Origin of the sequence: Domibacillus enclensis (genome assembly GCF_900156125.1) — a bacterium.
Classification (GTDB): domain Bacteria; phylum Bacillota; class Bacilli; order Bacillales; family Domibacillaceae; genus Domibacillus; species Domibacillus enclensis.
In genome coordinates, this window is record NZ_FTLX01000003.1 from 199,487 (window position 1) to 220,988 (window position 21,502).

Genomic DNA, 21,502 nt, shown 5'->3' on the forward strand with positions numbered 1-21,502 from the left:
CTGCTTCTATTCCGATAAACTATTGCTCATAGTACGGCCCGCCACAAAAAGGGAGGGATGAGTTGGCCGGTTATGCAGAAGGGATCATTCTCTTTAATTTTGCCGCAGATGCGATGCTTCTTTTTGCAACTGGATTGATCAGCAGTCGCTCTATTCAATGGACAAGACTGCTTGCCGCTTCGTTTGTTGGAACAATTCCGATATGGGTTTATCTCGTTAGTGGAACGGCGGATCTCTGGCACAAATTGTTTATGCTGCTCATACCGGTATTTATGGTCCGTATCGCGTTTCAACTAACAGGTGCGGCCAGGCTTTTTTCGATGGTGCTGACATTCTATTTTGTCGTGTTCCTGACCGGGGGCATCTTGTTTGGGTTCCGATCAATCAACATGCAATATGCTGCGGAAGGAAAGGCCTCCATTGTATTTTTTTTCATTTTATCTGTCACCATCTCTTTTTACTTTATCCAGCGCCGTTTATTTAGCTTGGGCACAGCGAAACGCATGGCGAGCCAAACCGTGACCGTCTCTTTTTCGATCTGCGGAAACAACTGGTCTGGACGCGGGCTCGTTGACACAGGAAATGCGCTTCGTGACCCCATCTCAGCAAAAGAAGTGGCGATATGCCAGATTGGCCGTACGAACGAATGGCCAGCAGAGCTGTTTGAAGATGACAGCAGCGGGTGTGTAAACTTGCCAGACTGTTGGACTGAAAAGCTTGTCTGGATTCCATCCAAAACGATTCATGAAGAAAACCGGCTGCTGGCTGCTTTTCGCACAGAAAGCTTCAGTGTGGAAGCGGATGGAGAAAAACGAACAGCGGAACGTGTACTCGTTACATTTACGACGAAAATTTTATCGAATGATCAGTCATTTGACTGCTTATTGCACCCGAATATGGTCCGGGAATCAATCGAAAGGTGAGTGGACAATTTGCGCCAGATTAAAACAAAATGGATGTATGTCATGTATAACATGATCCAAAAAGCGGGGGTCAAGTCAAAGGCCATTTATTATATCGGAGGAAGTGAAGCGCTGCCCCCGCCGCTCACGCGTGATGAAGAGGCGCATCTTTTAACAAAACTGCCTTCCGGGGACAAAGCCGTTCGGGCCATGCTGATTGAACGAAACTTGCGGCTGGTCGTTTACATTGCCCGAAAATTTGAAAACACAGGGATTCACATTGAAGACTTGATCAGCATTGGGGCGATCGGTCTTATCAAAGCAGTCAATACCTTTGATCCGGAAAAGAAAATAAAGCTGGCCACGTACGCATCGCGATGCATTGAAAATGAAATTTTAATGTACTTGCGGCGCAACAATAAAATTCGGTCGGAAATATCGTTCGACGAGCCGTTAAATATTGATTGGGATGGAAATGAGCTGCTTCTTTCGGATGTACTTGGCACAGAGGGCGACATTATTACAAAAGGCATTGAAGAAGAAGTGGACAAACATCTCGTATCGGAAGCGTTGGAGGATCTAGAAGGGCGCGAAAAGCAAATTATCGAAATGCGCTTCGGGCTTAATGGTCAAGAGGAAATGACCCAAAAAGACGTAGCCGACTTGCTTGGAATCTCACAGTCTTACATTTCCCGTTTAGAAAAAAAAATTATCGGAAGACTGAAAAAAGAACTCAATAAACTGCGCTGAATAATTTTTTTCGGGCCGGCAATACTGTTTTGAGAAGCAGACATCATGAGGAGGAACAGTGATGGCCCGAAATAAAGTTGTCTTATGCGGTGTTGATACGTCGACACTTCCTGTCCTAACAAATCCTGAAATGAAAGTGCTATTCGTTCAATATCAAAGCGGCGACAAACAGGCCCGGGAAACATTGGTGACGGGCAATTTGCGTCTGGTGCTCAGTGTGATCCAGCGGTTTAACCATCGGAATGAACAAGCCGATGACTTGTTTCAAGTAGGCTGTATTGGCTTAATGAAATCCATTGATAATTTTGATTTAAGCCATAATGTGCGGTTTTCAACGTATGCCGTGCCGATGATTATTGGTGAAATTCGGCGCTATTTACGGGATAACAACCCGATTCGGGTATCGCGCTCTCTTCGTGACATTGCGTACAAAGCCTTGCAGGCAAGAGAGAAGCTGACAGCAGAGCGTTCGGTTGAACCGGCCGCAGAAGACATCGCACGGGCAATTGATGTGCCGAAAGAAGAAATGGTGTTTGCGCTCGATGCTATTCAAGACCCTGTATCGCTGTTCGAGCCTGTGTTTCAGGATGGCGGCGACCCCATATACATGATGGATCAAATCAGTGACGGCCATGACCGGGAAAAAGAATGGGTGGACACGATGACGCTGACGGACGAGCTGTTTAAACTGTCTGACCGGGAACGGATGATTATTGAAAAGCGTTTTTTCACTGGACGGACCCAAATGGAGGTGGCAGAAGAAATCGGCATCTCTCAGGCACAGGTGTCCAGGCTTGAAAAAGGAGCCATCAAGCAAATGAAAAAGAAAATAAATGGCTGAATGAAAACAGGAGAAATATTCTTCTGTTTTTTTCTTTGTGTTGTCGCATACATTGGAAGTAAGGAGGGAATCGTATGCGAATTTCAGATTTTCAACTAAAAGACATTGTGAATGTAACCAACGGGAAAAAGCTCGGAAGAATTGCAGACATTGAATTAAATAATGCGACGGGGGCGATTTCCGCACTAGTGATTGAACAAACGGGAAAAAAGTTTGGGCTGTTCGGAAAAGAAGAGGAAGTCATTATCCCCTGGATAAAAATTGTGAAAATTGGCGGTGATGTGATTCTGGTCCGTCACGGAGAATTGGAAACAACAGAGGACGAACGGTGACGAAAAAGGGTGTCATGTGGTACACTAAAAGAAAATGAGCGGGAGTATGCGATGGCAGAACCTTTTAAAAAAAGCAAGAGTGGTTTATATTACCTGGAACGCTGGGAACAGGAAGCCCCTGGACTTGTTGCCGGCTTTACGTCAAAGGCAGATGGAATTGGGAAATACAACGGATTAAACATGGCATTTCACGTTCATGATGACGAAGCTTCTGTCAGATCAAATCGGAAAAACATCAGCAGTAAATTGGCTTTTCCGGTCGATGACTGGATCGGCTGTGAACAAACGCACGAGGTTCATATAAAAAGCGTATCGAAGCGGGACGCAGGACGCGGTGCGCTGGATTATGCATCCGCTTTTTCAGCTACAGATGGTTTATATACAGTCGATACCGGGGTGCTGTTAACGCTTTGCTATGCCGACTGTGTACCGCTTTACTTTTTTGACCGAGCAACAAAGAGAGTTGGAACCGCCCATGCCGGCTGGAAAGGTTCAGTTGGCGGGATTGGTTCGCACATGGTCAAGAAGTGGGTAAAAGAAGGAAGCCAGCTGCCCCATATTCAGGCAGCGATCGGACCTTCCATCTGCGGTTCATGCTACAAGGTGGACAAGACCGTCATAAGCGCTGCTGAAAAATGGTATGAACGAGGCGAAGCGCTGCCGTTTTGGCGGTCCGGAAAAGAATCCGATGCATATTTCATTTCGCTTCAGCAGCTAAACAAGGACATCCTTGTGAAATCGGGTGTGCTGGAAGAAAATATTATGGTGACAGCTCTTTGTTCCAGCTGTTCACCCGACTTTTTTTCGCATCGCCGCGACGATGGAAGAACAGGGCGGATGATGGGGTATATTGGCTGGAAGGAAGAGGACGATGAAGGTTAAAGACAATTTAGCAGCAATCAAGCAGAAGATCGAGCAAGCAGCAGCGCGTGCGGGCAGAAAAGCGGAGGACGTCACCATTGTGGCGGTGACAAAATACGTGTCCACAGACCGCGCAAAGGAAGCAGTCGAAGCAGGCATCGGGCACCTCGGTGAAAATCGAGTAGAGGGAATAATCGAAAAGCACGAAGTCATCGGCAGCCAGGCGAAGTGGCATTTTATCGGGTCTCTTCAAACGAGAAAAGTAAAATCGATGATTGAATACGCGGATTACATTCATTCACTGGACCGGGAATCGCTCGCGAAAGAAATTAACCAGCGTGCCACGAAGCCGGTTCAATGCTTTGTTCAGGTAAACGTTTCAGGAGAAGAGTCCAAGCATGGCTTAGAGCCAGGAGAAGTCATTCCGTTTATTGAATCGCTTCACCGTTACGAAAATGTACAAATCGGCGGCCTTATGACAATGGCACCGCTCACGGATGACCGTGATGTGCTGAGAGCCTGCTTCCGGCAGCTTGCAAGTCTAAGGGACGAGGTACAGGCGCTGAATTTGCCTTTTGCACCATGTTCGGAGCTATCAATGGGCATGAGCAATGATTATGACATTGCGATAGAAGAAGGCGCAACCATGATCCGAATTGGAACAGCGCTTGTAGGGGAATAAAATGAACGCGGAGGTGGAACGATGAGCGTGAAATCGAAGTTTAAGTCATTTTTCCTGCTGGATGAAGAAGATTATGATATGGCAGAAGAAGCGGTTTATGAAGAAGAGCGGACGGACACGGCTCCCCGCAAAAGAAACGTTGTCAGCTTAAAAAGTGCCCAAAAGCCGTCAAAAGTTGTGATGGCGGAACCGCGTGTTTATGCGGAAGCACAAGAAATTGCCGATCATTTAAAAGCCAAAAAAGCAGTGATCGTCAATTTGCAGCGGATTCAAACAGACCAGGCGCGTCGAATCGTTGATTTTCTGGGCGGGACCGTTTATGCAATCGGCGGTGAAATTCAGCAAATTGGCGAAAAAATCTTTTTCTGTGCGCCTGAAAATGTAGAAATCGCTGGCAGTATTACACAGTTTACGCAACACGATCAAGAAAAAACGGGGTGGCAATAGAAAAAATGGATACAGTTATTTACGTTTTGGTTCAGGCGATACAGTTATACTCCTGGGCACTTATTATTTACATTTTAATGTCGTGGTTTCCAGATGCAAAAAACACGTCTATCGGCCGGTTTTTAACGAGAATTTGCGAACCGTATTTAGATCCGTTTCGCCGGATTATTCCGCCGCTTGGCATGTTTGATATTTCGCCGATTGTTGCTTTCATTACGTTAAACCTCGCGACAAGAGGACTTTACCAGCTGTCATCATGGCTGTAAGCGGACCGGATTATGGCTGATATTTACCAGCATTTCCGTCCGGAGGAAAAAGAGTTTATTGATAAGGCGATAAAATGGAAAGAGCAGGCGGCCGATACGTACGCCCCGAAATTAACAGACTTTCTTGACCCGAGGCAGCGGCAGATTATACGGTCGTTAATTGGCACACAGGAGGACGTTCAGGTTCATTTTTTCGGCGGACATCCGGCGGCAGAACGTAAAAGAGCGCTTATTCACCCGTCTTACTTTGAACCGGCCGATTCTGATTATGAAGTCGAATTAGTTGAAATAAACTATCCGCACAAATTTTCATCCATCAGCCATCCGCATATATTAGGAAGCTTGATGGGGCTTGGGCTGAAGCGTGAGAAGTTCGGGGATATTTTAAACGAAAATGAACGGTTTCAAATCATTATTGCAAAAGACATCGCTTCTTATGTACAGGCAAATTTCGACCAGGTCGGCAAGGTCGCTGTCACGTTGAGCGAAAAGCCGCTCGCAGAAGCAGTATTCAAAGCAGACGAGTGGCGGGAGCAGTCCGTTACGGTAACGTCGCTCAGACTGGACGTCGTGATCGGTGCGCTGCCTTCTATGTCCAGACAGAAAGCTCAGCTGCTTGTAAAGAGCGGAGCGGCAAAAGTAAACTGGCGCTCTGTTGAATCGCCTTCGTTTGAATGTGCAGAGGGCGATATGCTGTCTGTACGAGGGATCGGCCGAATGAAAATTCTATCCATTGACGGCCAGACAAAAAAAGAAAAATGGCGGATTACGCTAGGTATTTTGAAATAAATTTGCGAAAGTGAAGGGATTTCCCCACAAAAGGGCGAAAAACCTTTATAATAAACATCAATGATTCTGTAACGCTTTGGAGGTGGCTGTATGCCCTTAACGCCATTGGACATACATAAAAAAGAATTCGGCCGTTCATTTCGCGGTTACGATGAAGATGAAGTAAACGATTTTTTAAATCAGATTATTAAAGATTACGAGCTCATTATTCGTGAAAAAAAAGAACTTGAAGCACAGCTGGCAGGCCAGACTGAACGGCTCGGCTATTTTTCTAATATTGAGGAAACACTGAACAAATCCATTATCATTGCGCAGGAAACAGCAGAAGATGTGAAACGCAATGCGTTAAAGGAATCCAAGCTGCTTGTTCGAGAAGCGGAAAAAAATGCGGACCGGATTGTCGAAGAATCGCTTTCAAAGGCGCGGAGAATTGCGGTGGAAATCGAGGAGCTGAAAAAGCAGTCCAAGGTTTTCCGCACGCGGTTTAAAATGCTTATGGAAGCGCAGCTTGATCTGTTGAATAACGATGATTGGGATAAGCTGATGGATTTTGAAGTGGATACCGATGAACTTGAGCAGTTGAGTGACGATGACAGGTAAGCTTGACGAATGACTCGTTCATTTTTATAATGAAATCATTCAATAAAAACTTTAAATGCTAGGACAGGGACAGTAAAGCAGCGCTATGTAGCGACAAGCGAATCGGGGACGGTGAAAGCCCGGTGGCTAGGCGAGCTTGAAGATCACCCTCGAGCATTTTCCGTGAAAAGCCAGTAGCGGAAAACGGTTCATCCCCGTTACGGATTTTGAGCGGGCAGTTATGTACTGTCAATCAGGGTGGTACCGCGGAAACCTTTCCGTCCCTTTCGAGGGATGCGAAAGGTTTTTTATTTTGATTTAAAGGAGACGGGAAGATGAATTATAAAGAAACCTTACTAATGCCGAAAACAGAATTTCCGATGCGCGGCAATTTGCCAAAGCGTGAGCCTGCGATGCAAACGGAATGGAAAGAGATAGATATTTATCAGCAAGTGCTGGAGCGTACGAAAAACCGCCCGATGTTTGTGCTGCATGACGGACCTCCTTATGCCAATGGCGATATCCATATCGGCCATGCGCTCAATAAAATTTTAAAAGATTTTATTGTCCGTTTTAAATCAATGAGCGGCTATTACGCGCCGTATATTCCAGGCTGGGATACCCACGGGCTGCCGATTGAACAGGCATTGACGAACTCAGGCGTGAACCGGAAGGAAATGACGGTTGCCGAGTTCCGTCAGCTTTGTGAGGAATATGCGTATAAGCAAATTGAGAATCAGCGCGAGCAGTTTAAGCGCCTCGGCGTCCGTGGTGACTGGGACAATCCGTATATTACTCTTAAGCCGGAATACGAAGCGGCCCAGATTAAAGTGTTTGGTGAAATGGCGAAAAAAGGCTTTATTTACAAAGGGCTGAAGCCTGTTTACTGGTCGCCATCCTCCGAGTCAGCACTCGCTGAAGCAGAAATCGAATACCAGGATAAACGGTCTGCATCCATTTACGTTGCGTTTGATGTGAAAAGTGGCAATGGTGTAGTAGAAGAAGGCACAAAAATCATTATCTGGACAACAACGCCATGGACGATTCCAGCCAACCTCGGCATTTCCGTTCACCCTGAATTGAATTACGCGGTTGTTGCAGCAAATGGAAGCAAGTTTGTCGTGGCAGAAGCATTGCTTGAGGAAGTCGCGGCGAAAATCGGCTGGGAAGACTACACAACTGAAAAGCTCGTAAAAGGGGAAGAGCTGGACCGTGTTGTTGCCTCGCATCCAATCTACGGACGTGACTCCCTTGTCATGCTTGGTGAACACGTGACGACCGATTCCGGTACAGGAGCGGTTCACACAGCGCCAGGACACGGGGAAGATGACTTTATCGTCGGCAAAAAATACGGTCTCGACGTTCTTTGTCCGGTGAACGACCGTGGTGTTATGACCGAGGAAGCGCCTGGTTTCGAGGGCATGTTTTATGATAAAGCAAATAAAGCGATCACAGAAAAGCTGGAGGAAACCGGTGCCCTGCTGAAAATGGACTTTATCACACATTCGTATCCGCATGACTGGCGGACGAAAAAGCCGGTTATTTACCGGGCGACGGCACAATGGTTTGCTTCTATTGACAAATTCCGCCCAGAGCTTCTAGAAGCGGTGAAAGAAACAAAGTGGGTGCCTGCGTGGGGCGAAACCCGTTTGTTTAATATGATCCGTGACCGCGGCGACTGGTGTATTTCCCGCCAGCGTGCATGGGGCGTGCCGATTCCGGTTTTTTATGCGGAAAACGGGGAAGCGATCATTACCGATGAAACGATTTCACACGTATCAGACTTGTTCCGTGAGCACGGATCAAACATCTGGTTTAAGTGGTCAGTGAAGGAGCTCCTTCCGGAAGGCTTCACACATCCGGGTAGCCCAAATGGCGAATTCACGAAAGAAAATGACATTATGGACGTCTGGTTTGATTCCGGTTCTTCCCATGAAGGGGTACTGGAGCAGCGTGAGGAGGCCCAGCGGCCGGCTGACCTTTATTTAGAAGGGTCTGACCAGTACCGCGGCTGGTTTAACTCGTCTCTCATCACCGGGGTAGCGGTGACGGGCAAAGCGCCTTATAAAGGCGTGCTCAGCCACGGCTTTGCGTTGGACGGCGAAGGGCGCAAAATGAGTAAGTCGCTTGGCAATACGGTCGTGCCAGCGAAGGTAATGGAGCAGCTCGGGGCAGATATCCTGCGTCTTTGGGTTTCATCCGTGGACTTCCAGGCAGACGTCCGGGTATCGGATGCGATCTTAAAGCAAGTAGCTGAAGTATACCGGAAGATCCGCAACACGTTCCGATTCCTTCTTGGCAATCTGGATGGATTTAAGCCGAGTGAGCACGCTGTCTCGTATGAAAACCTGCGCGAGGTTGATCAATTTATGATGGTGAAATTAAACGAATTGATCAAAACGGTTCGCGGTCATTACGAAAAGTATGAATTTGCGGCGATTTATCATGCGGTCAACAATTTCTGTACGATCGATTTAAGTTCGTTTTACCTTGATTTTACAAAAGATGTTTTGTACATTGAGTCGGAAAATCACGCAGACCGCCGCGCCATTCAAACGGTGCTGTACGAAACGCTGACGGCTTTAGCTAAGCTGATGTCGCCTATTTTGCCGCATACAGCGGATGAAGTGTGGGTAGATGTGCCGGAAGCGGCTGAGAAGCACGTTCAGCTGACGGATATGCCGGAATACAAGGAGCTTGCCGGTGCGGATGCCCTGACGAAAAAGTGGACTGCATTTATGGCAGTTCGTGATGACGTTCTTAAAGCGCTTGAAGAAGCACGCAACGATAAAGTAATCGGCAAATCGCTGACAGCCCATGTGAAGCTATATGCGGGCAAGGAAACAGCAGACTTGCTGGCCTCTGTACAGGAAGACGTAAAGCAGCTTTTCATCGTTTCTGGATTTGAAGTAGCTGGTTCTGTAGAAGAAGCACCAGAGAATGCGGTAACGCTTGAAACGGCATCGGTTGTCGTTGAGAAAGCAGCGGGCGAGACGTGTGAGCGGTGCTGGACGGTAACAGAAGAGGTCGGACAGGACGAAGAACATCCGACACTGTGCCCTCGCTGTGCAGACGTTGTAAAGAAGCATTACTCTGAAGTAAACTAAAACACGAAAAAGAGGTTAGCTTAAAACCGCTAGCCTCTTTTCATCGTTGGAGGGAAAGTATGCTGTATTACGGACTGACATTGATTGTCATTTTGCTGGATCAATGGACAAAGTGGCTGATTGTCCAATCGATGGAAATCGGCGAAAGCGTGCCTGTTATTGAAAACCTGCTGCACATTACCTCGCACCGGAACAGAGGAGCTGCATGGGGAATGCTGGAAGGACAATTCTGGCTGTTTTATATTATCACTGCGGTTGTCGTTGTCGGCATCATTTATTTTATGCAAAAAGAAGCAAAAGGAAAGCCGCTGATGAAAATCTCTTTAGCGGTGCTTTTAGGCGGTGCAATTGGCAACTTTATTGACCGGCTGTTTCGCGGAGAAGTGGTTGATTTTGTTCAAACGTTTATCTTTGGCTACCGGTTCCCGATTTTTAATATAGCGGATGCGGCATTAACGATTGGTGTTATTTTATTATTTATCGCGATGTTTATCGACGATCGAAAAGGAAAGAAGGCTTAATATGGAGCAATTACATTTTACTGTAAGCGAGGAAGAAAAAGGCAGCCGGATTGACAAGGTAGCGTCCTCAAAGGAAGAAAGCTATTCACGCTCACAAGTGCAGGAGTGGCTGAAGGAAGGCCGCGTGCTAGTGAATGGGCGTCCTGTGAAAGCCAATTATAAAGCAGCAGCCGGAGATGAAGTGACCATTGACATTCCGGACCCGGAAGAATTAAATATTGAAGCGGAAGATTTACAGCTGGACGTGTATTATGAGGATGAAGATGTCATTGTCGTGAACAAGCCGCGCGGAATGGTCGTGCATCCGGCACCCGGTCATACAACAGGAACGCTCGTTAACGGCCTTATGTACCACTGCAAAGATTTATCCGGCATTAACGGCGTCATGCGGCCGGGGATTGTGCACCGGATCGACAAGGACACCTCTGGGCTTTTGATGGTGGCAAAAAACGATCTGGCGCATGAAAAACTGGTCAATCAGCTGGTGGAAAAATCCGTCACGCGAAAATACAAAGCCGTTGTCCACGGTGTCATTCAGCACGATTTTGGAACGATTGATGCCCCAATCGGACGTGATACAAAGGATCGACAAAAAATGGGTATTGTCGATCATGGCAAGGTGGCGGTTACTCACTTTCATGTGCTGGAACGCTTCACCGATTTTACGCTGGTGGAATGTGAGCTGGAAACAGGACGTACGCATCAAATTCGGGTGCATATGAAATACATTGGCTTCCCTCTTGCGGGTGATCCAAAGTATGGGCCGCGCAAAACGCTGGACATCGATGGGCAGGCATTGCATGCCGGTGTGCTCGGCTTTATTCACCCCCGTACAAACGAGTATATGGAATTTGAAGCAGCACCGCCAGCGGAATTTACGACGCTTGTCGACGAATTGCGCAAAAAGGTTTGACTTTTTTGATCGACATCTGTACACTTAGATCAGTTGAATAAGAACCTTTAAGAACAGTCCCGTGAGGCTGGGAAGGAATCGGACAAGTGATGGCACACGTATGCCGTCTTCAAGGTACCAGTACGCCTTCTCACCTAAACCGGGTGGGGAGGCTTTTTTCATGGAAAAAGCGGTCGTATTGGATCAGCAGGCGATTCGCCGGGCGCTGACCAGAATCGCACACGAAATCATTGAACGAAATAAAGGCGTTGAAAACTGCGTGCTGATCGGGATTAAAACGCGTGGCATTTATGTGGCACAGCGGCTCGCAGAACGAATCTTTCAAATCGAAGGCCAGCGCGTGCCGGTAGGAGAGCTGGACATTACGCTTTACCGGGACGATTTAACGGTGAAAACGAAAAATCACGAGCCGGAAGTAAAAGGGTCGGAGGTTCCGGTTGATTTAAACGGGAAAACGGTCATTTTAGTAGACGATGTGCTGTACACAGGCCGTACGGTACGGGCTGCGATGGATGCGATTATGGATATCGGCCGTCCGTCTCATATTCAAATGGCGGCGCTTGTCGACAGAGGGCACCGGGAGCTTCCGATTCGAGCAGACTATATCGGGAAAAACATTCCATCGGCTAAAACCGAACGGATTGTCGTTACACTCGAAGAAGTGGATCAATTGGATCGTATAAGTATTTATGAATAAAGATAAATGTTTACAGGAAAGTCCTGAGAGACTTGATGGACATTGACAACCTTTTAAAAATGCACGAGAGGCATTTAAGGGTGAAATCGGACTGCGCCTATGTGCAGTACAGCTTCGTTATGCTGTAAAAACGAGAAAACACCCTGAAATTCAGGGTGTTTTTTTCATGAAAACGGAGGCGGAAATCGATGATGAGAAATTTAGTTTCAATTAGGGATTTGAATAAAGATGAAATTTTGTTAATATTAATGCAGGCGCAAAAATTTGCAGACGGCGAAAGTTGGGCGCCGGATGAAAAGCAATACGTGGCGAACTTGTTTTTTGAAGCAAGCACGCGGACGAAAACAAGCTTTGAAATGGCTGAACGAAAGCTCGGGCTTGATGTGATTCCGTTTGATGTCGGCAGCTCCAGCGTGTTAAAAGGAGAAACGCTGTACGACACGGTTCGTACGCTTGAAGCAATTGGTGTGAATGCTGTTGTGGTACGCCACGAGGAAGATGCTTATTACGATGAGCTGGTCGGCCACATAGACATACCGGTTATTAATGCAGGAGATGGCTGCGGACAGCATCCGACACAGTGCTTGCTTGATCTTCTGACGATTCAGCAGGAGTTCGGTACATTCGACGGCTTGAAAATCGGCATCGTCGGCGATATCCGCCACAGCCGAGTGGCACGCTCGAATGCCGAAGCATTAAGACGCCTCGGTGCGGATGTGAAATTCTCCGGTCCTCCTGAATGGTTTGAAGAAGACTTTCAGCAGTCAGGCGGATTTGTGGAAATTAATGAGCTGGTTGAGCAGGTGGATGTGCTGATGCTGCTTCGCATTCAGCATGAACGCCACCAGGTAGCTTCAGAAATGACAAAGGAAGAATATCATATCCGCTTCGGCTTAACAGAAGAGCGCGAAAGCCGCATGAAGCCGGAAAGCATTATTATGCACCCGGCACCGGTTAACCGGGATGCCGAAATCGCAGACAGCCTTGTGGAGTGCGGGCGGTCCCGTATTTTTAAGCAAATGGAAAACGGAGTGTACGTCCGGATGGCGGTTTTAAAAGAGGTACTTGAGGGGAGATTGGCAAATGAACTGGTTAATTAAAAATGGACAGCTGTTAAACGAAAACGGTGAATTATCGCAAGCAGATATACGCATTACGAATGGAGTCATTGCAGAAATCGGCCGTGAGTTAAAAGCGGATGGAGAAGAATTACTGGATGCGTCGGGCAAGTTCGTCGCTCCGGGACTTGTGGATCTGCATGTTCACTTGCGCGAGCCGGGCGGCGAACATAAAGAAACGATTGAAACCGGAACGAAAGCAGCAGCAAAAGGCGGCTTTACGACAATTGCCGCTATGCCGAATACACGGCCTGTACCCGATACGGAAGAAAATCTTCAAAAAGTAAACGGGCTGATTGAGCAGAACGCCCACATTCGTGTCCTGCCATACGCATCGATTACCATTCGCCAGGCAGGCAAGGAGCTCGTCGATTTTGACACCCTGAAAGAAAACAGCGCATTTGCGTTCACTGATGACGGCGTTGGTATACAAGAAGCCGGCATGATGCATGCGGCGATGAAAAAAGCGGCTGCCGTTGATATGGCGATTGTCGCTCATTGCGAAGACAACAGCTTGATTTATGGCGGTGCGGTTCATGATGGCGAATATGCAAAGCGTGAAGGTCTGCCAGGTATTCCAGCCATCTGTGAATCGGTGCAAATCGCACGCGATGTCCTGCTGGCAGAAAACGCCGGCTGTCATTATCACGTCTGCCATGTGAGCACGAAGGAGTCTGTACGCGTCATTCGCGATGCGAAAAAAGCCGGTATTCGTGTGACGGGGGAGGTATCTCCTCATCACCTTGTTTTAACAGATATGGATATCCCGGGTCAGGACCCGAACTTTAAAATGAACCCGCCTCTTCGCGGAGCAGAGGATAAAGCGGCCTTGATTGAAGGATTGCTTGACGGCACACTTGATTTTATTGCAACAGACCATGCACCGCATACAGCGGAAGAAAAAGCGGCCGGCATTCAAAAAGCGCCATTCGGTATTACCGGATTTGAAACAGCCTTCCCGCTTCTTTACACAGAGCTCGTTCAAAAAGGCGTGATTACGCTAAAGCAGCTTGTCGACTGGATGACAATCAAGCCTGCTGAAACCTTTAACTTGCCGTACGGACGGCTTGAAAAAGAGGCAAAAGCAGATATTACAATCATCGATCTTGAAGCAGAAAAAGAAGTGAATCCGGAGACGTTTTTGTCCAAGGGGAAAAATACGCCGTTTGCAGGGCGCACGCTTGCAGGCTGGCCAGCAGCGACATTTTTTGAAGGAAAACTTGTATGGCAGGAAGGGACGATCAACTAATGAAAAAACAGCTTATTTTAGAAGATGGAACAGTATTTATCGGAGAAGGTTTCGGGAGTGCAAAAGATGTGACAGGAGAGGTTGTGTTTACAACCGGTATGACGGGCTATCAGGAAACGCTGTCTGATCCATCCTACTGCGGCCAGATTGTGACATTCACGTATCCATTGATCGGCAACTACGGCATTAACCGGGACGACTTCGAAACAATTCAGCCGGCTGTAAAAGCGTTAGTCGTTAAAGAAGCAGCGGACTTCCCGTCCAACTTCAGAAGCGAATTTTCGATAGATGAATATTTAAAAATGAAAGACATTCCCGCTATTTCAGGTGTCGACACGCGTAAATTAACACGGATTATCCGCCAGCACGGTGCGCTAAAAGGAGCGATCGTTTCTGCGGATGCCGACGCACAGGAGGTTATTCACCGCCTGCAGGCAACCGTTCTTCCGAATGACCAGGTAGCGCAGGTGTCAACAAAATCAGCGTATCCAAGCCCTGGACGCGGCTTCCGGGTCGTCTTGATCGACTTCGGCATGAAGCACGGCATTTTGCGTGAGCTGAACAACCGCAATTGTGACGTAGTCGTCGTGCCGCATGATACACCGGCAGAAGAAATTATGCAGTTTAAACCGGACGGCATTATGCTGACAAACGGTCCGGGAAATCCGAAAGACGTCCCGCATGCCATTGAAACAATCCGGGCATTGATCGGACAGGTTCCGATTTTCGGCATCTGCCTCGGCCATCAGCTGTTCGCGCTTGCTTCAGGTGCAGATACATTTAAATTAAAATTCGGGCACCGCGGCTCGAATCATCCGGTTAAAGACCTGGAAACTGGCCGCACGGCGCTTACATCTCAAAACCATGGCTTCGCAGTGAGCGAAGAATCCATTGCCAATACCGATTTGAAAATTACCCATGTCGCTTTGAATGACGGCACAGTAGAAGGGCTTGCCCATAAAACGCATCCGGCATTTACGGTGCAGTATCACCCGGAGGCATCCCCAGGACCGGAAGACGACAACATGTTATTCGACCGCTTTATCGACTTAATGAAAACGAACGCAGCAAAGGAGACACAACATGCCTAAACGTACAGACATTAAAAGTATTCTTGTTATTGGATCAGGCCCGATCGTTATCGGTCAGGCAGCAGAATTTGACTATGCAGGCACACAGGCTTGCTTGGCGCTGAAAGAAGAAGGATATCGCGTCATCCTTGTGAATTCAAACCCGGCCACCATTATGACGGATACAGAAATCGCCGATGCCGTTTACATTGAGCCGATCACGCTTGAATTCGTGCGCCGGATTATCCAAAAGGAACGTCCGGATGCGGTCCTGCCGACACTTGGCGGACAGACAGGACTGAACATGGCAGTAGAGCTTTCCAATGCCGGCGTGTTAGATGAATACAATGTGAAAGTGTTAGGCACGAAGCTTTCTGCGATCGAGCAAGCGGAAGACCGTGATTTGTTCCGTACATTAATGAACGATTTAAATGAGCCGGTTCCAGATAGTGAAATCATCCACACGCTTCAGGAAGCAAAAGATTTCGTTGAGCAAATCGGCTATCCGGTTATCGTCCGTCCTGCTTATACACTCGGCGGCACAGGCGGCGGGATTTGCGAAAACGACGAGGAATTAATTGAAACCGTCACAAACGGCTTAAAGCAAAGCCCGGTCACACAGTGTCTTCTTGAAAAAAGCATCGCCGGCTTTAAAGAAATTGAATATGAAGTGATGCGCGATTCCAAAGACAACGCCATCGTTGTCTGCAACATGGAAAACATTGATCCGGTCGGTGTTCATACAGGCGACTCGATCGTTGTCGCACCGAGCCAGACGTTAACAGACCGTGAATACCAAATGCTGCGCAACACATCGCTGAAGATCATTCGCGCACTTGGCATCGAAGGCGGCTGTAATGTTCAGCTGGCACTTGATCCGCACAGCTTCCAATACTACATTATTGAAGTAAATCCACGTGTAAGCCGTTCATCTGCGCTTGCATCCAAAGCAACCGGCTATCCAATTGCCAAGCTTGCAGCGAAAATTGCGGTCGGCTTAACGCTGGATGAAATGATGAACCCAGTGACGGGTAAAACGTACGCGTGCTTTGAACCGGCGCTTGATTACATCGTGTCCAAAATTCCGCGCTGGCCGTTTGACAAGTTCGAGCATGCAAACCGGACGCTCGGCACGCAAATGAAGGCAACAGGCGAAGTGATGGCGATCGGCCGTACGTTTGAGGAATCCATGTTAAAAGCGGTTCGCTCACTAGAAAGCGGCGTTTACCATTTATCGCTTGATGATCTGGCTGATAAAGATGACGCCTTTCTTGAAAAGCGGATTCGCAAAGCGGGTGATGAGCGATTGTTCTACCTTGGGGAAGCACTGCGCCGCGGCATTACAATCGAAACGATTCACGAGTGGAGCCAGATCGACTTATTCTTCCTGAAAAAGTTCGAAAACATCGTGAAGTACGAAACAGAAGTGGAAAACAATCCGTTTAATACAGATGTTGTAAAAAAAGCAAAGCAGCTTGGCTTTGCCGACAAAACGATTGCCAAGGCATGGGGCAAAACGGAAAAAGAAGTATACGACTGGCGCAAGAAAAACGGCATTATCCCTGTTTTCAAAACGGTGGATACGTGTGCGGCCGAGTTCGAATCGGAAACACCTTATTACTATGGAACATATGAGGATGAAAACGAGTCGATTGTTACGGACCGGAAATCGGTTGTTGTGCTTGGCTCAGGCCCGATCCGGATCGGACAAGGGGTTGAGTTCGATTACGCAACTGTTCACTCTGTATGGGCGCTTCGTGAAGCCGGCTATGAAGCGATTATCGTTAACAACAACCCGGAGACGGTTTCCACCGACTTTAGTATCTCGGACAAATTATATTTCGAGCCGCTGACGATTGAAGATGTGATGCACATTATCGATTTAGAGCAGCCAGAAGGAGTTATTGTCCAGTTCGGCGGCCAGACAGCGATTAACCTCGCGGATCAGCTTGTCGCTCATGGAGTGAAAATTCTCGGCACGAGCCTTGAAGATGTCGACCGTGCGGAAAACCGCGACAAGTTCGAGCAGGCGCTTCAGGAATTAAAAGTACCGCAGCCGCTTGGCAGAACAGCTTTCTCCGTGGAAGCTGCAGTGGATATCGCCAACAGCATCGGCTACCCGGTTCTTGTTCGCCCTTCCTACGTGCTTGGCGGACGTGCGATGGAAATCGTTTATAAAGAAGCAGAATTGCTTCAATACATGCAAAACGCGGTGAAGGTCAACCCAGAGCACCCTGTTCTGATCGACCGTTATTTAACAGGAAAAGAAATTGAAGTCGATGCTATTTCAGACGGCACAGATGTCGTGATTCCAGGCATCATGGAGCATATCGAGCGCGCAGGTGTTCACTCCGGTGACTCCATCGCTGTGTATCCGCCGCAAAAATTAACAGAAGATCAAAAAGCGAAGATCATTGAATATACGACGAAGCTGGCAAAAGGCTTGAATATTATCGGCTTGCTTAACATTCAGTATGTTATTTCAAAAGGTGAAGTGTTCGTGATCGAAGTCAATCCGCGCTCAAGCCGGACCGTTCCATTCCTGAGCAAAATTACGAATGTGCCAATGGCCAACATCGCAACGAAAGCCATTATGGGGCAGTCGTTGCAGGAAATGGGCTACCAGTCAGGTCTTGTTCCGGAAAAAGAAGGCGTTTATGTGAAAGTACCGGTCTTCTCGTTTGCGAAGCTGCGCCGCGTAGACACAACGCTTGGCCCTGAAATGAAATCAACGGGCGAAGTGATGGGGAAAGATTCAACGGTTGAAAAAGCACTTTACAAAGGGCTTGTGGCATCCGGCATGAAAATCCCGACAAAAGGGGCCGTATTGCTCACAGTAGCTGACAAGGACAAAGACGAGGCGCTTGTGATTGCGAAGCGTTTCCATAATATCGGCTTCCAGCTGCTGGCGACTCATGGCACAGCTAACTTGATTCGCGAAACAGGCGTACCGGTTCAAACAGTAGCTAAAATCGGAGCAAAAGGTCCGGATATGCTGGACGTGATCCGCGGCGGCGAAGCCCAGTTTATTATTAACACACTGACAAAAGGCAAGCAGCCGGCACGTGACGGCTTCCGTATCCGCCGTGAATCGGTTGAAAACGGCATTCCATGTTTGACATCACTTGATACAGCCACCGCGATTCTTGAAGTGCTGGAATCTATGATCTTTAACGCAGAAGCGATGCCGAAAGCGGCACTTGAGGCGGTTCATTCATGATTCAAAAAGAACTGATGACGGTTGTTTCACAATCGGAAATCGCCAAAGATATTTTTGAAATGACGCTGAAAGGGGCGCTTGTGGAGCAAATCGATGAGCCAGGCAAGTTTGTTCATTTAAAAGCGAGCGATGAAATGATGCCCCTTCTGCGCCGTCCGATCAGCATTGCGCGGATCGAACCGGAAAAAAAGGAATTCACCATGATTTACCGTTCGGAAGGGGCAGGGACAAAAGCCCTTTCCCGCAAACGGCCAGGTGACGCTGTCGACGTATTGGGGCCGCTCGGGCACGGCTTTCCTCTCGAGGAAGCCGCTCCTGGCCAAACCGCTTTACTAATCGGCGGCGGCATCGGTGTCCCGCCGCTGTATGAATTATCCCGGCGTTTAAACGACAAAGGAGTAAAAACGATCCACGTTCTCGGCTTTCAAAACGAGAGCGTGGCGTTTTATGCAGACCAGTTTGCTGAACTCGGTGAAACGTACGTAGCAACCGTCGATGGATCGCTTGGCGAGCAAGGCTTTGTGACAGATGTCGTAAATCGGCATCATCTGAAGGCAGACGTGTTTTACTCGTGCGGCCCGACTGTGATGCTGAAGGCTGTGGAGCAGCTTCACGCAGCGCCAAAAGGCTTTATTTCGCTGGAGGAGCGGATGGGCTGCGGCATTGGGGCGTGCTTTGCCTGTGTCTGCCATCCCGCTGAAGACGAAACCGGTACAGCATATTTGAAAATTTGCAGCGACGGACCTGTATTTAAAGCCGGGGAGGTGGCACTATGAATCGTTTAGCGCTGGAGCTTCCTGGCTTATCATTAAAAAATCCGGTTATGCCGGCATCCGGCTGCTTTGGCTTCGGCCGTGAATTCAGCCAGCTGTTTGATTTAAGCACACTTGGCTCGATTATGATTAAAGCGACAACGGAAGAGCCCCGGTACGGGAATGCGACGCCGCGTGTGGCGGAAACTCCAGGCGGTATGCTGAACGCAATCGGCCTGCAAAACCCGGGTCTTGAAAAAGTGATCGCGAATGAACTGGACTGGCTGAAGCAGTTTGATGTGCCGATTATCGCCAACGTGGCAGGCTCTCAAACAGAGGACTACGTGCAGGTGGCAAAGGAAATTTCCAAGGTGGACAATGTTCATGCACTTGAGCTGAATATTTCCTGCCCGAATGTGAAAACAGGCGGCATTGCCTTTGGGACGATTCCTGAAACGGCGAAGGAACTAACAAAACAAGTGAAAAACGTGTCAGAAGTACCCGTTTATGTGAAGCTTTCTCCAAACGTAACGAACATTGTGGAAATGGCAAAAGCGGTGGAGGACGGCGGTGCGGACGGCATTACGATGATTAACACATTGATCGGCATGCGAATTGACTTGAAAACAGGCAAGCCGGTGCTGTCAAACCGCACGGGCGGCTTATCCGGCCCGGCTGTGAAGCCCGTTGCTGTACGAATGGTTTATGAAGTAAGCCAGCAGACAAATTTGCCGATTATCGGCATGGGCGGCATTTCAACCGTGGAAGATATCATTGAGTTTGCGCTTGCGGGTGCAGATGCATTCGCTGTCGGTACGGCAAACTTTGTGAATCCGTTTATATGTCCGGAGCTGATTGCGGAATTGGATGCGTATTTAGAGCAGCACAATGTGGATCATATTAGTGAATTAAAAGGACGGAGCTGGAAGTAATGGAAAAAGAACCGATTATTGCACTCGACTTTCCCACGTGGGAGGAGGCCGAGCAATTTCTTGCGCCCTTCGAAGGGGAAGAGCTGTATGTGAAGGTCGGCATGGAGCTGTACCTGCAAAATGGCCCGTTTATTATTGAGCAGCTGAAAAAAAGAAATCATCGTATTTTTCTTGATTTAAAGCTGCACGATATTCCGAACACGGTTGGCCAGGCGATGAAGGGACTTGCGGCACTCGGTGTCGACATGATTAATGTTCATGCAGCAGGCGGTGTCGACATGATGAAGCGAGCGGTTGAAGGGCTTCAGGCGGGGACAAAGGAAGGCGGAAAGCGTCCGATTTTGCTCGCCGTGACGCAGCTGACATCAACGTCTCAAGAAGCGATGCAGGCGGATCAGCTTATTCAAGTGCCATTGAAGGAATCGGTTCTCCATTATGCTCAAAAAGCAAAAGAAGCCGGCTGTGACGGCGTTGTCTGTTCCGTTTTGGAAGCAGGGGCTATTCGGGACGCATGCGGAGAGGACTTTTATAAAGTCACACCGGGCATCCGCTTAAAAGACGGTCAGGCAGATGATCAAAAACGGGTAGCAGATCCTGCTGAAGCAAGAGAAATCGGCTCCACCATGATTGTGGTCGGCCGGCCGATTACAAAAGCAGCCGATCCAGTCGCTGCCTATCACCACGTTAAAGCACTCTGGGGAGGACAAGCAGAATGAAAAAACAAATTGCGGAAGAACTATTAAACATTAAGGCGGTGTACCTGCAGCCGAACGACCCATTCACGTGGTCATCCGGTATGAAGTCGCCAATTTACTGCGACAACCGTCTGACGCTTTCTTATCCAGACACGCGCAAAAAAATCGCGGCAGGGCTGGCCGAGTTAATTAAGGAAAACTATCCGGATGCAGAGATTATTGCCGGAACAGCCACAGCCGGGATTCCGCATGCAGCATGGGTGGCAGACGTATTGAACCTGCCAATGTGCTACGTGCGCTCAAAAGCGAAGGAGCATGGCAAAGGCAATCAAATCGAGGGAAAAGCAGAGCCAGGATCAAAGGTCGTTGTCATTGAAGACTTGATTTCCACTGGCGGCAGTGCGATTACAGCAGCAGATGCTTTGCGTGCGGCCGGCTGTGACGTACTCGGTGTCGCGGCCATCTTTACATATGGCTTGCCAAAAGGAGACACCCGTCTTGCAGAAGCAGAACTTAAAGCAGTGGCCTTAAGTGACTACGATGCGCTGATTGAAGTGGCAGCCGAGAAAAACTATGTTCAGTCAGACGATATTGAAACATTAAAGAACTGGAAGCAAAATCCCGAAGCATGGGGATCGAACTAAAAACGAGATTGAGAAAAAATCTTAAAATAGAAGAAAAGCCGAACGATTTCCAAAATCGTTTGGCTTTTTTGATCCGTATGACGATTACGTCCCAGCCTGTCACTTTGTTGAAAAAGCGATCGTCGATAAAGTGAG

General features: G+C 48.2%; 22 protein-coding genes and 1 other annotated feature. All 22 genes read left to right on the forward strand.

The features are described from left to right. Positions 1 to 62 precede the first annotated feature (62 nt). The 22 genes from BW952_RS07735 (at position 63) to pyrE (ending at position 21,367) form a co-directional block, all read left to right on the forward strand. Positions 63 to 923 carry a sigma-E processing peptidase SpoIIGA gene (locus BW952_RS07735; protein WP_045850168.1) on the forward strand — a complete coding sequence of 287 codons (861 nt, stop codon included), beginning with the start codon at positions 63 to 65 and terminating at the stop codon, positions 921 to 923. 9 nt (positions 924 to 932) lie between these two features. Further along, positions 933 to 1,652, forward strand: coding sequence for an RNA polymerase sporulation sigma factor SigE (gene sigE / locus BW952_RS07740; RefSeq protein WP_045850167.1), 720 nt, complete (start codon positions 933 to 935; stop codon positions 1,650 to 1,652). A gap of 61 nt (positions 1,653 to 1,713) precedes the next feature. Beyond that, positions 1,714 to 2,493: an RNA polymerase sporulation sigma factor SigG gene (sigG, locus tag BW952_RS07745; protein WP_045850166.1), complete on the forward strand. Its 780-nt coding sequence runs from the start codon at positions 1,714 to 1,716 to the stop codon at positions 2,491 to 2,493. Between the two features lie 74 nt (positions 2,494 to 2,567). Further along, positions 2,568 to 2,825 (forward strand): YlmC/YmxH family sporulation protein, encoded by a 258-nt coding sequence (locus BW952_RS07750; RefSeq protein WP_045850165.1) that lies wholly within the window; start codon positions 2,568 to 2,570, stop codon positions 2,823 to 2,825. Between the two features lie 51 nt (positions 2,826 to 2,876). Next, entirely contained in the window at positions 2,877 to 3,707 is an 831-nt protein-coding gene (gene pgeF / locus BW952_RS07755; RefSeq protein ID WP_045850164.1) for a peptidoglycan editing factor PgeF, read from the forward strand. Next, a complete protein-coding gene (locus tag BW952_RS07760) occupies positions 3,697 to 4,368 on the forward strand; it encodes a YggS family pyridoxal phosphate-dependent enzyme (protein WP_045850163.1) in 672 nt (223 codons plus the stop codon). Before pgeF ends, BW952_RS07760 begins: the two co-directional genes overlap by 11 nt. Positions 4,369 to 4,389: 21 nt before the next feature. Continuing rightward, positions 4,390 to 4,815, forward strand: a complete 426-nt coding sequence (locus tag BW952_RS07765; protein WP_045850162.1) for a cell division protein SepF — start codon at positions 4,390 to 4,392, stop codon at positions 4,813 to 4,815. A 5-nt stretch (positions 4,816 to 4,820) separates the two neighbouring features. Further along, a complete protein-coding gene (locus tag BW952_RS07770) occupies positions 4,821 to 5,081 on the forward strand; it encodes a YggT family protein (RefSeq protein ID WP_045850161.1) in 261 nt (86 codons plus the stop codon). A 12-nt stretch (positions 5,082 to 5,093) separates the two neighbouring features. Further along, positions 5,094 to 5,870, forward strand: a complete 777-nt coding sequence (locus BW952_RS07775; RefSeq protein WP_045850160.1) for a YlmH family RNA-binding protein — start codon at positions 5,094 to 5,096, stop codon at positions 5,868 to 5,870. A gap of 90 nt (positions 5,871 to 5,960) precedes the next feature. Next, entirely contained in the window at positions 5,961 to 6,470 is a 510-nt protein-coding gene (locus BW952_RS07780) for a DivIVA domain-containing protein (protein ID WP_045850159.1), read from the forward strand. A 51-nt stretch (positions 6,471 to 6,521) separates the two neighbouring features. Then, positions 6,522 to 6,738: a binding site (T-box leader), on the forward strand. A gap of 46 nt (positions 6,739 to 6,784) precedes the next feature. Continuing rightward, positions 6,785 to 9,556, forward strand: a complete 2,772-nt coding sequence (gene ileS, locus BW952_RS07785) for an isoleucine--tRNA ligase (RefSeq protein ID WP_045850158.1) — start codon at positions 6,785 to 6,787, stop codon at positions 9,554 to 9,556. A 59-nt stretch (positions 9,557 to 9,615) separates the two neighbouring features. Beyond that, a complete protein-coding gene (gene lspA / locus BW952_RS07790) occupies positions 9,616 to 10,077 on the forward strand; it encodes a signal peptidase II (protein WP_045850157.1) in 462 nt (153 codons plus the stop codon). Between the two features lies 1 nt (position 10,078). Further along, complete coding sequence (locus tag BW952_RS07795; protein WP_045850156.1) at positions 10,079 to 10,990, forward strand: RluA family pseudouridine synthase; 912 nt, start codon at positions 10,079 to 10,081, stop codon at positions 10,988 to 10,990. Positions 10,991 to 11,150: 160 nt separating this feature from the next. Beyond that, on the forward strand, positions 11,151 to 11,687 hold the full coding sequence (gene pyrR / locus BW952_RS07800; RefSeq protein ID WP_045850155.1) for a bifunctional pyr operon transcriptional regulator/uracil phosphoribosyltransferase PyrR: 537 nt from the start codon (positions 11,151 to 11,153) through the stop codon (positions 11,685 to 11,687). Between the two features lie 191 nt (positions 11,688 to 11,878). Next, the gene (locus BW952_RS07805) at positions 11,879 to 12,787 is read left to right on the forward strand and encodes an aspartate carbamoyltransferase catalytic subunit (protein ID WP_045850178.1); all 909 of its coding nucleotides are present in this window, start codon (positions 11,879 to 11,881) and stop codon (positions 12,785 to 12,787) included. Then, positions 12,771 to 14,054: a dihydroorotase gene (locus BW952_RS07810; RefSeq protein ID WP_045850154.1), complete on the forward strand. Its 1,284-nt coding sequence runs from the start codon at positions 12,771 to 12,773 to the stop codon at positions 14,052 to 14,054. The genes BW952_RS07805 and BW952_RS07810 overlap by 17 nt, the downstream gene beginning before the upstream one ends. Further along, positions 14,054 to 15,145 (forward strand): carbamoyl phosphate synthase small subunit, encoded by a 1,092-nt coding sequence (locus BW952_RS07815; protein WP_045850153.1) that lies wholly within the window; start codon positions 14,054 to 14,056, stop codon positions 15,143 to 15,145. Before BW952_RS07810 ends, BW952_RS07815 begins: the two co-directional genes overlap by 1 nt. Then, entirely contained in the window at positions 15,138 to 18,344 is a 3,207-nt protein-coding gene (gene carB, locus BW952_RS07820) for a carbamoyl-phosphate synthase large subunit (RefSeq protein WP_045850152.1), read from the forward strand. The genes BW952_RS07815 and carB overlap by 8 nt, the downstream gene beginning before the upstream one ends. Next, positions 18,341 to 19,120 carry a dihydroorotate dehydrogenase electron transfer subunit gene (locus tag BW952_RS07825; RefSeq protein WP_045850151.1) on the forward strand — a complete coding sequence of 260 codons (780 nt, stop codon included), beginning with the start codon at positions 18,341 to 18,343 and terminating at the stop codon, positions 19,118 to 19,120. Before carB ends, BW952_RS07825 begins: the two co-directional genes overlap by 4 nt. Beyond that, positions 19,117 to 20,028, forward strand: a complete 912-nt coding sequence (locus tag BW952_RS07830) for a dihydroorotate dehydrogenase (protein ID WP_045850150.1) — start codon at positions 19,117 to 19,119, stop codon at positions 20,026 to 20,028. The genes BW952_RS07825 and BW952_RS07830 overlap by 4 nt, the downstream gene beginning before the upstream one ends. Then, positions 20,028 to 20,744 (forward strand): orotidine-5'-phosphate decarboxylase, encoded by a 717-nt coding sequence (gene pyrF, locus BW952_RS07835; RefSeq protein ID WP_045850149.1) that lies wholly within the window; start codon positions 20,028 to 20,030, stop codon positions 20,742 to 20,744. The genes BW952_RS07830 and pyrF overlap by 1 nt, the downstream gene beginning before the upstream one ends. After that, positions 20,741 to 21,367: an orotate phosphoribosyltransferase gene (gene pyrE / locus BW952_RS07840; RefSeq protein ID WP_045850148.1), complete on the forward strand. Its 627-nt coding sequence runs from the start codon at positions 20,741 to 20,743 to the stop codon at positions 21,365 to 21,367. Before pyrF ends, pyrE begins: the two co-directional genes overlap by 4 nt. The last annotated feature ends 135 nt before the right edge of the window (positions 21,368 to 21,502 follow it).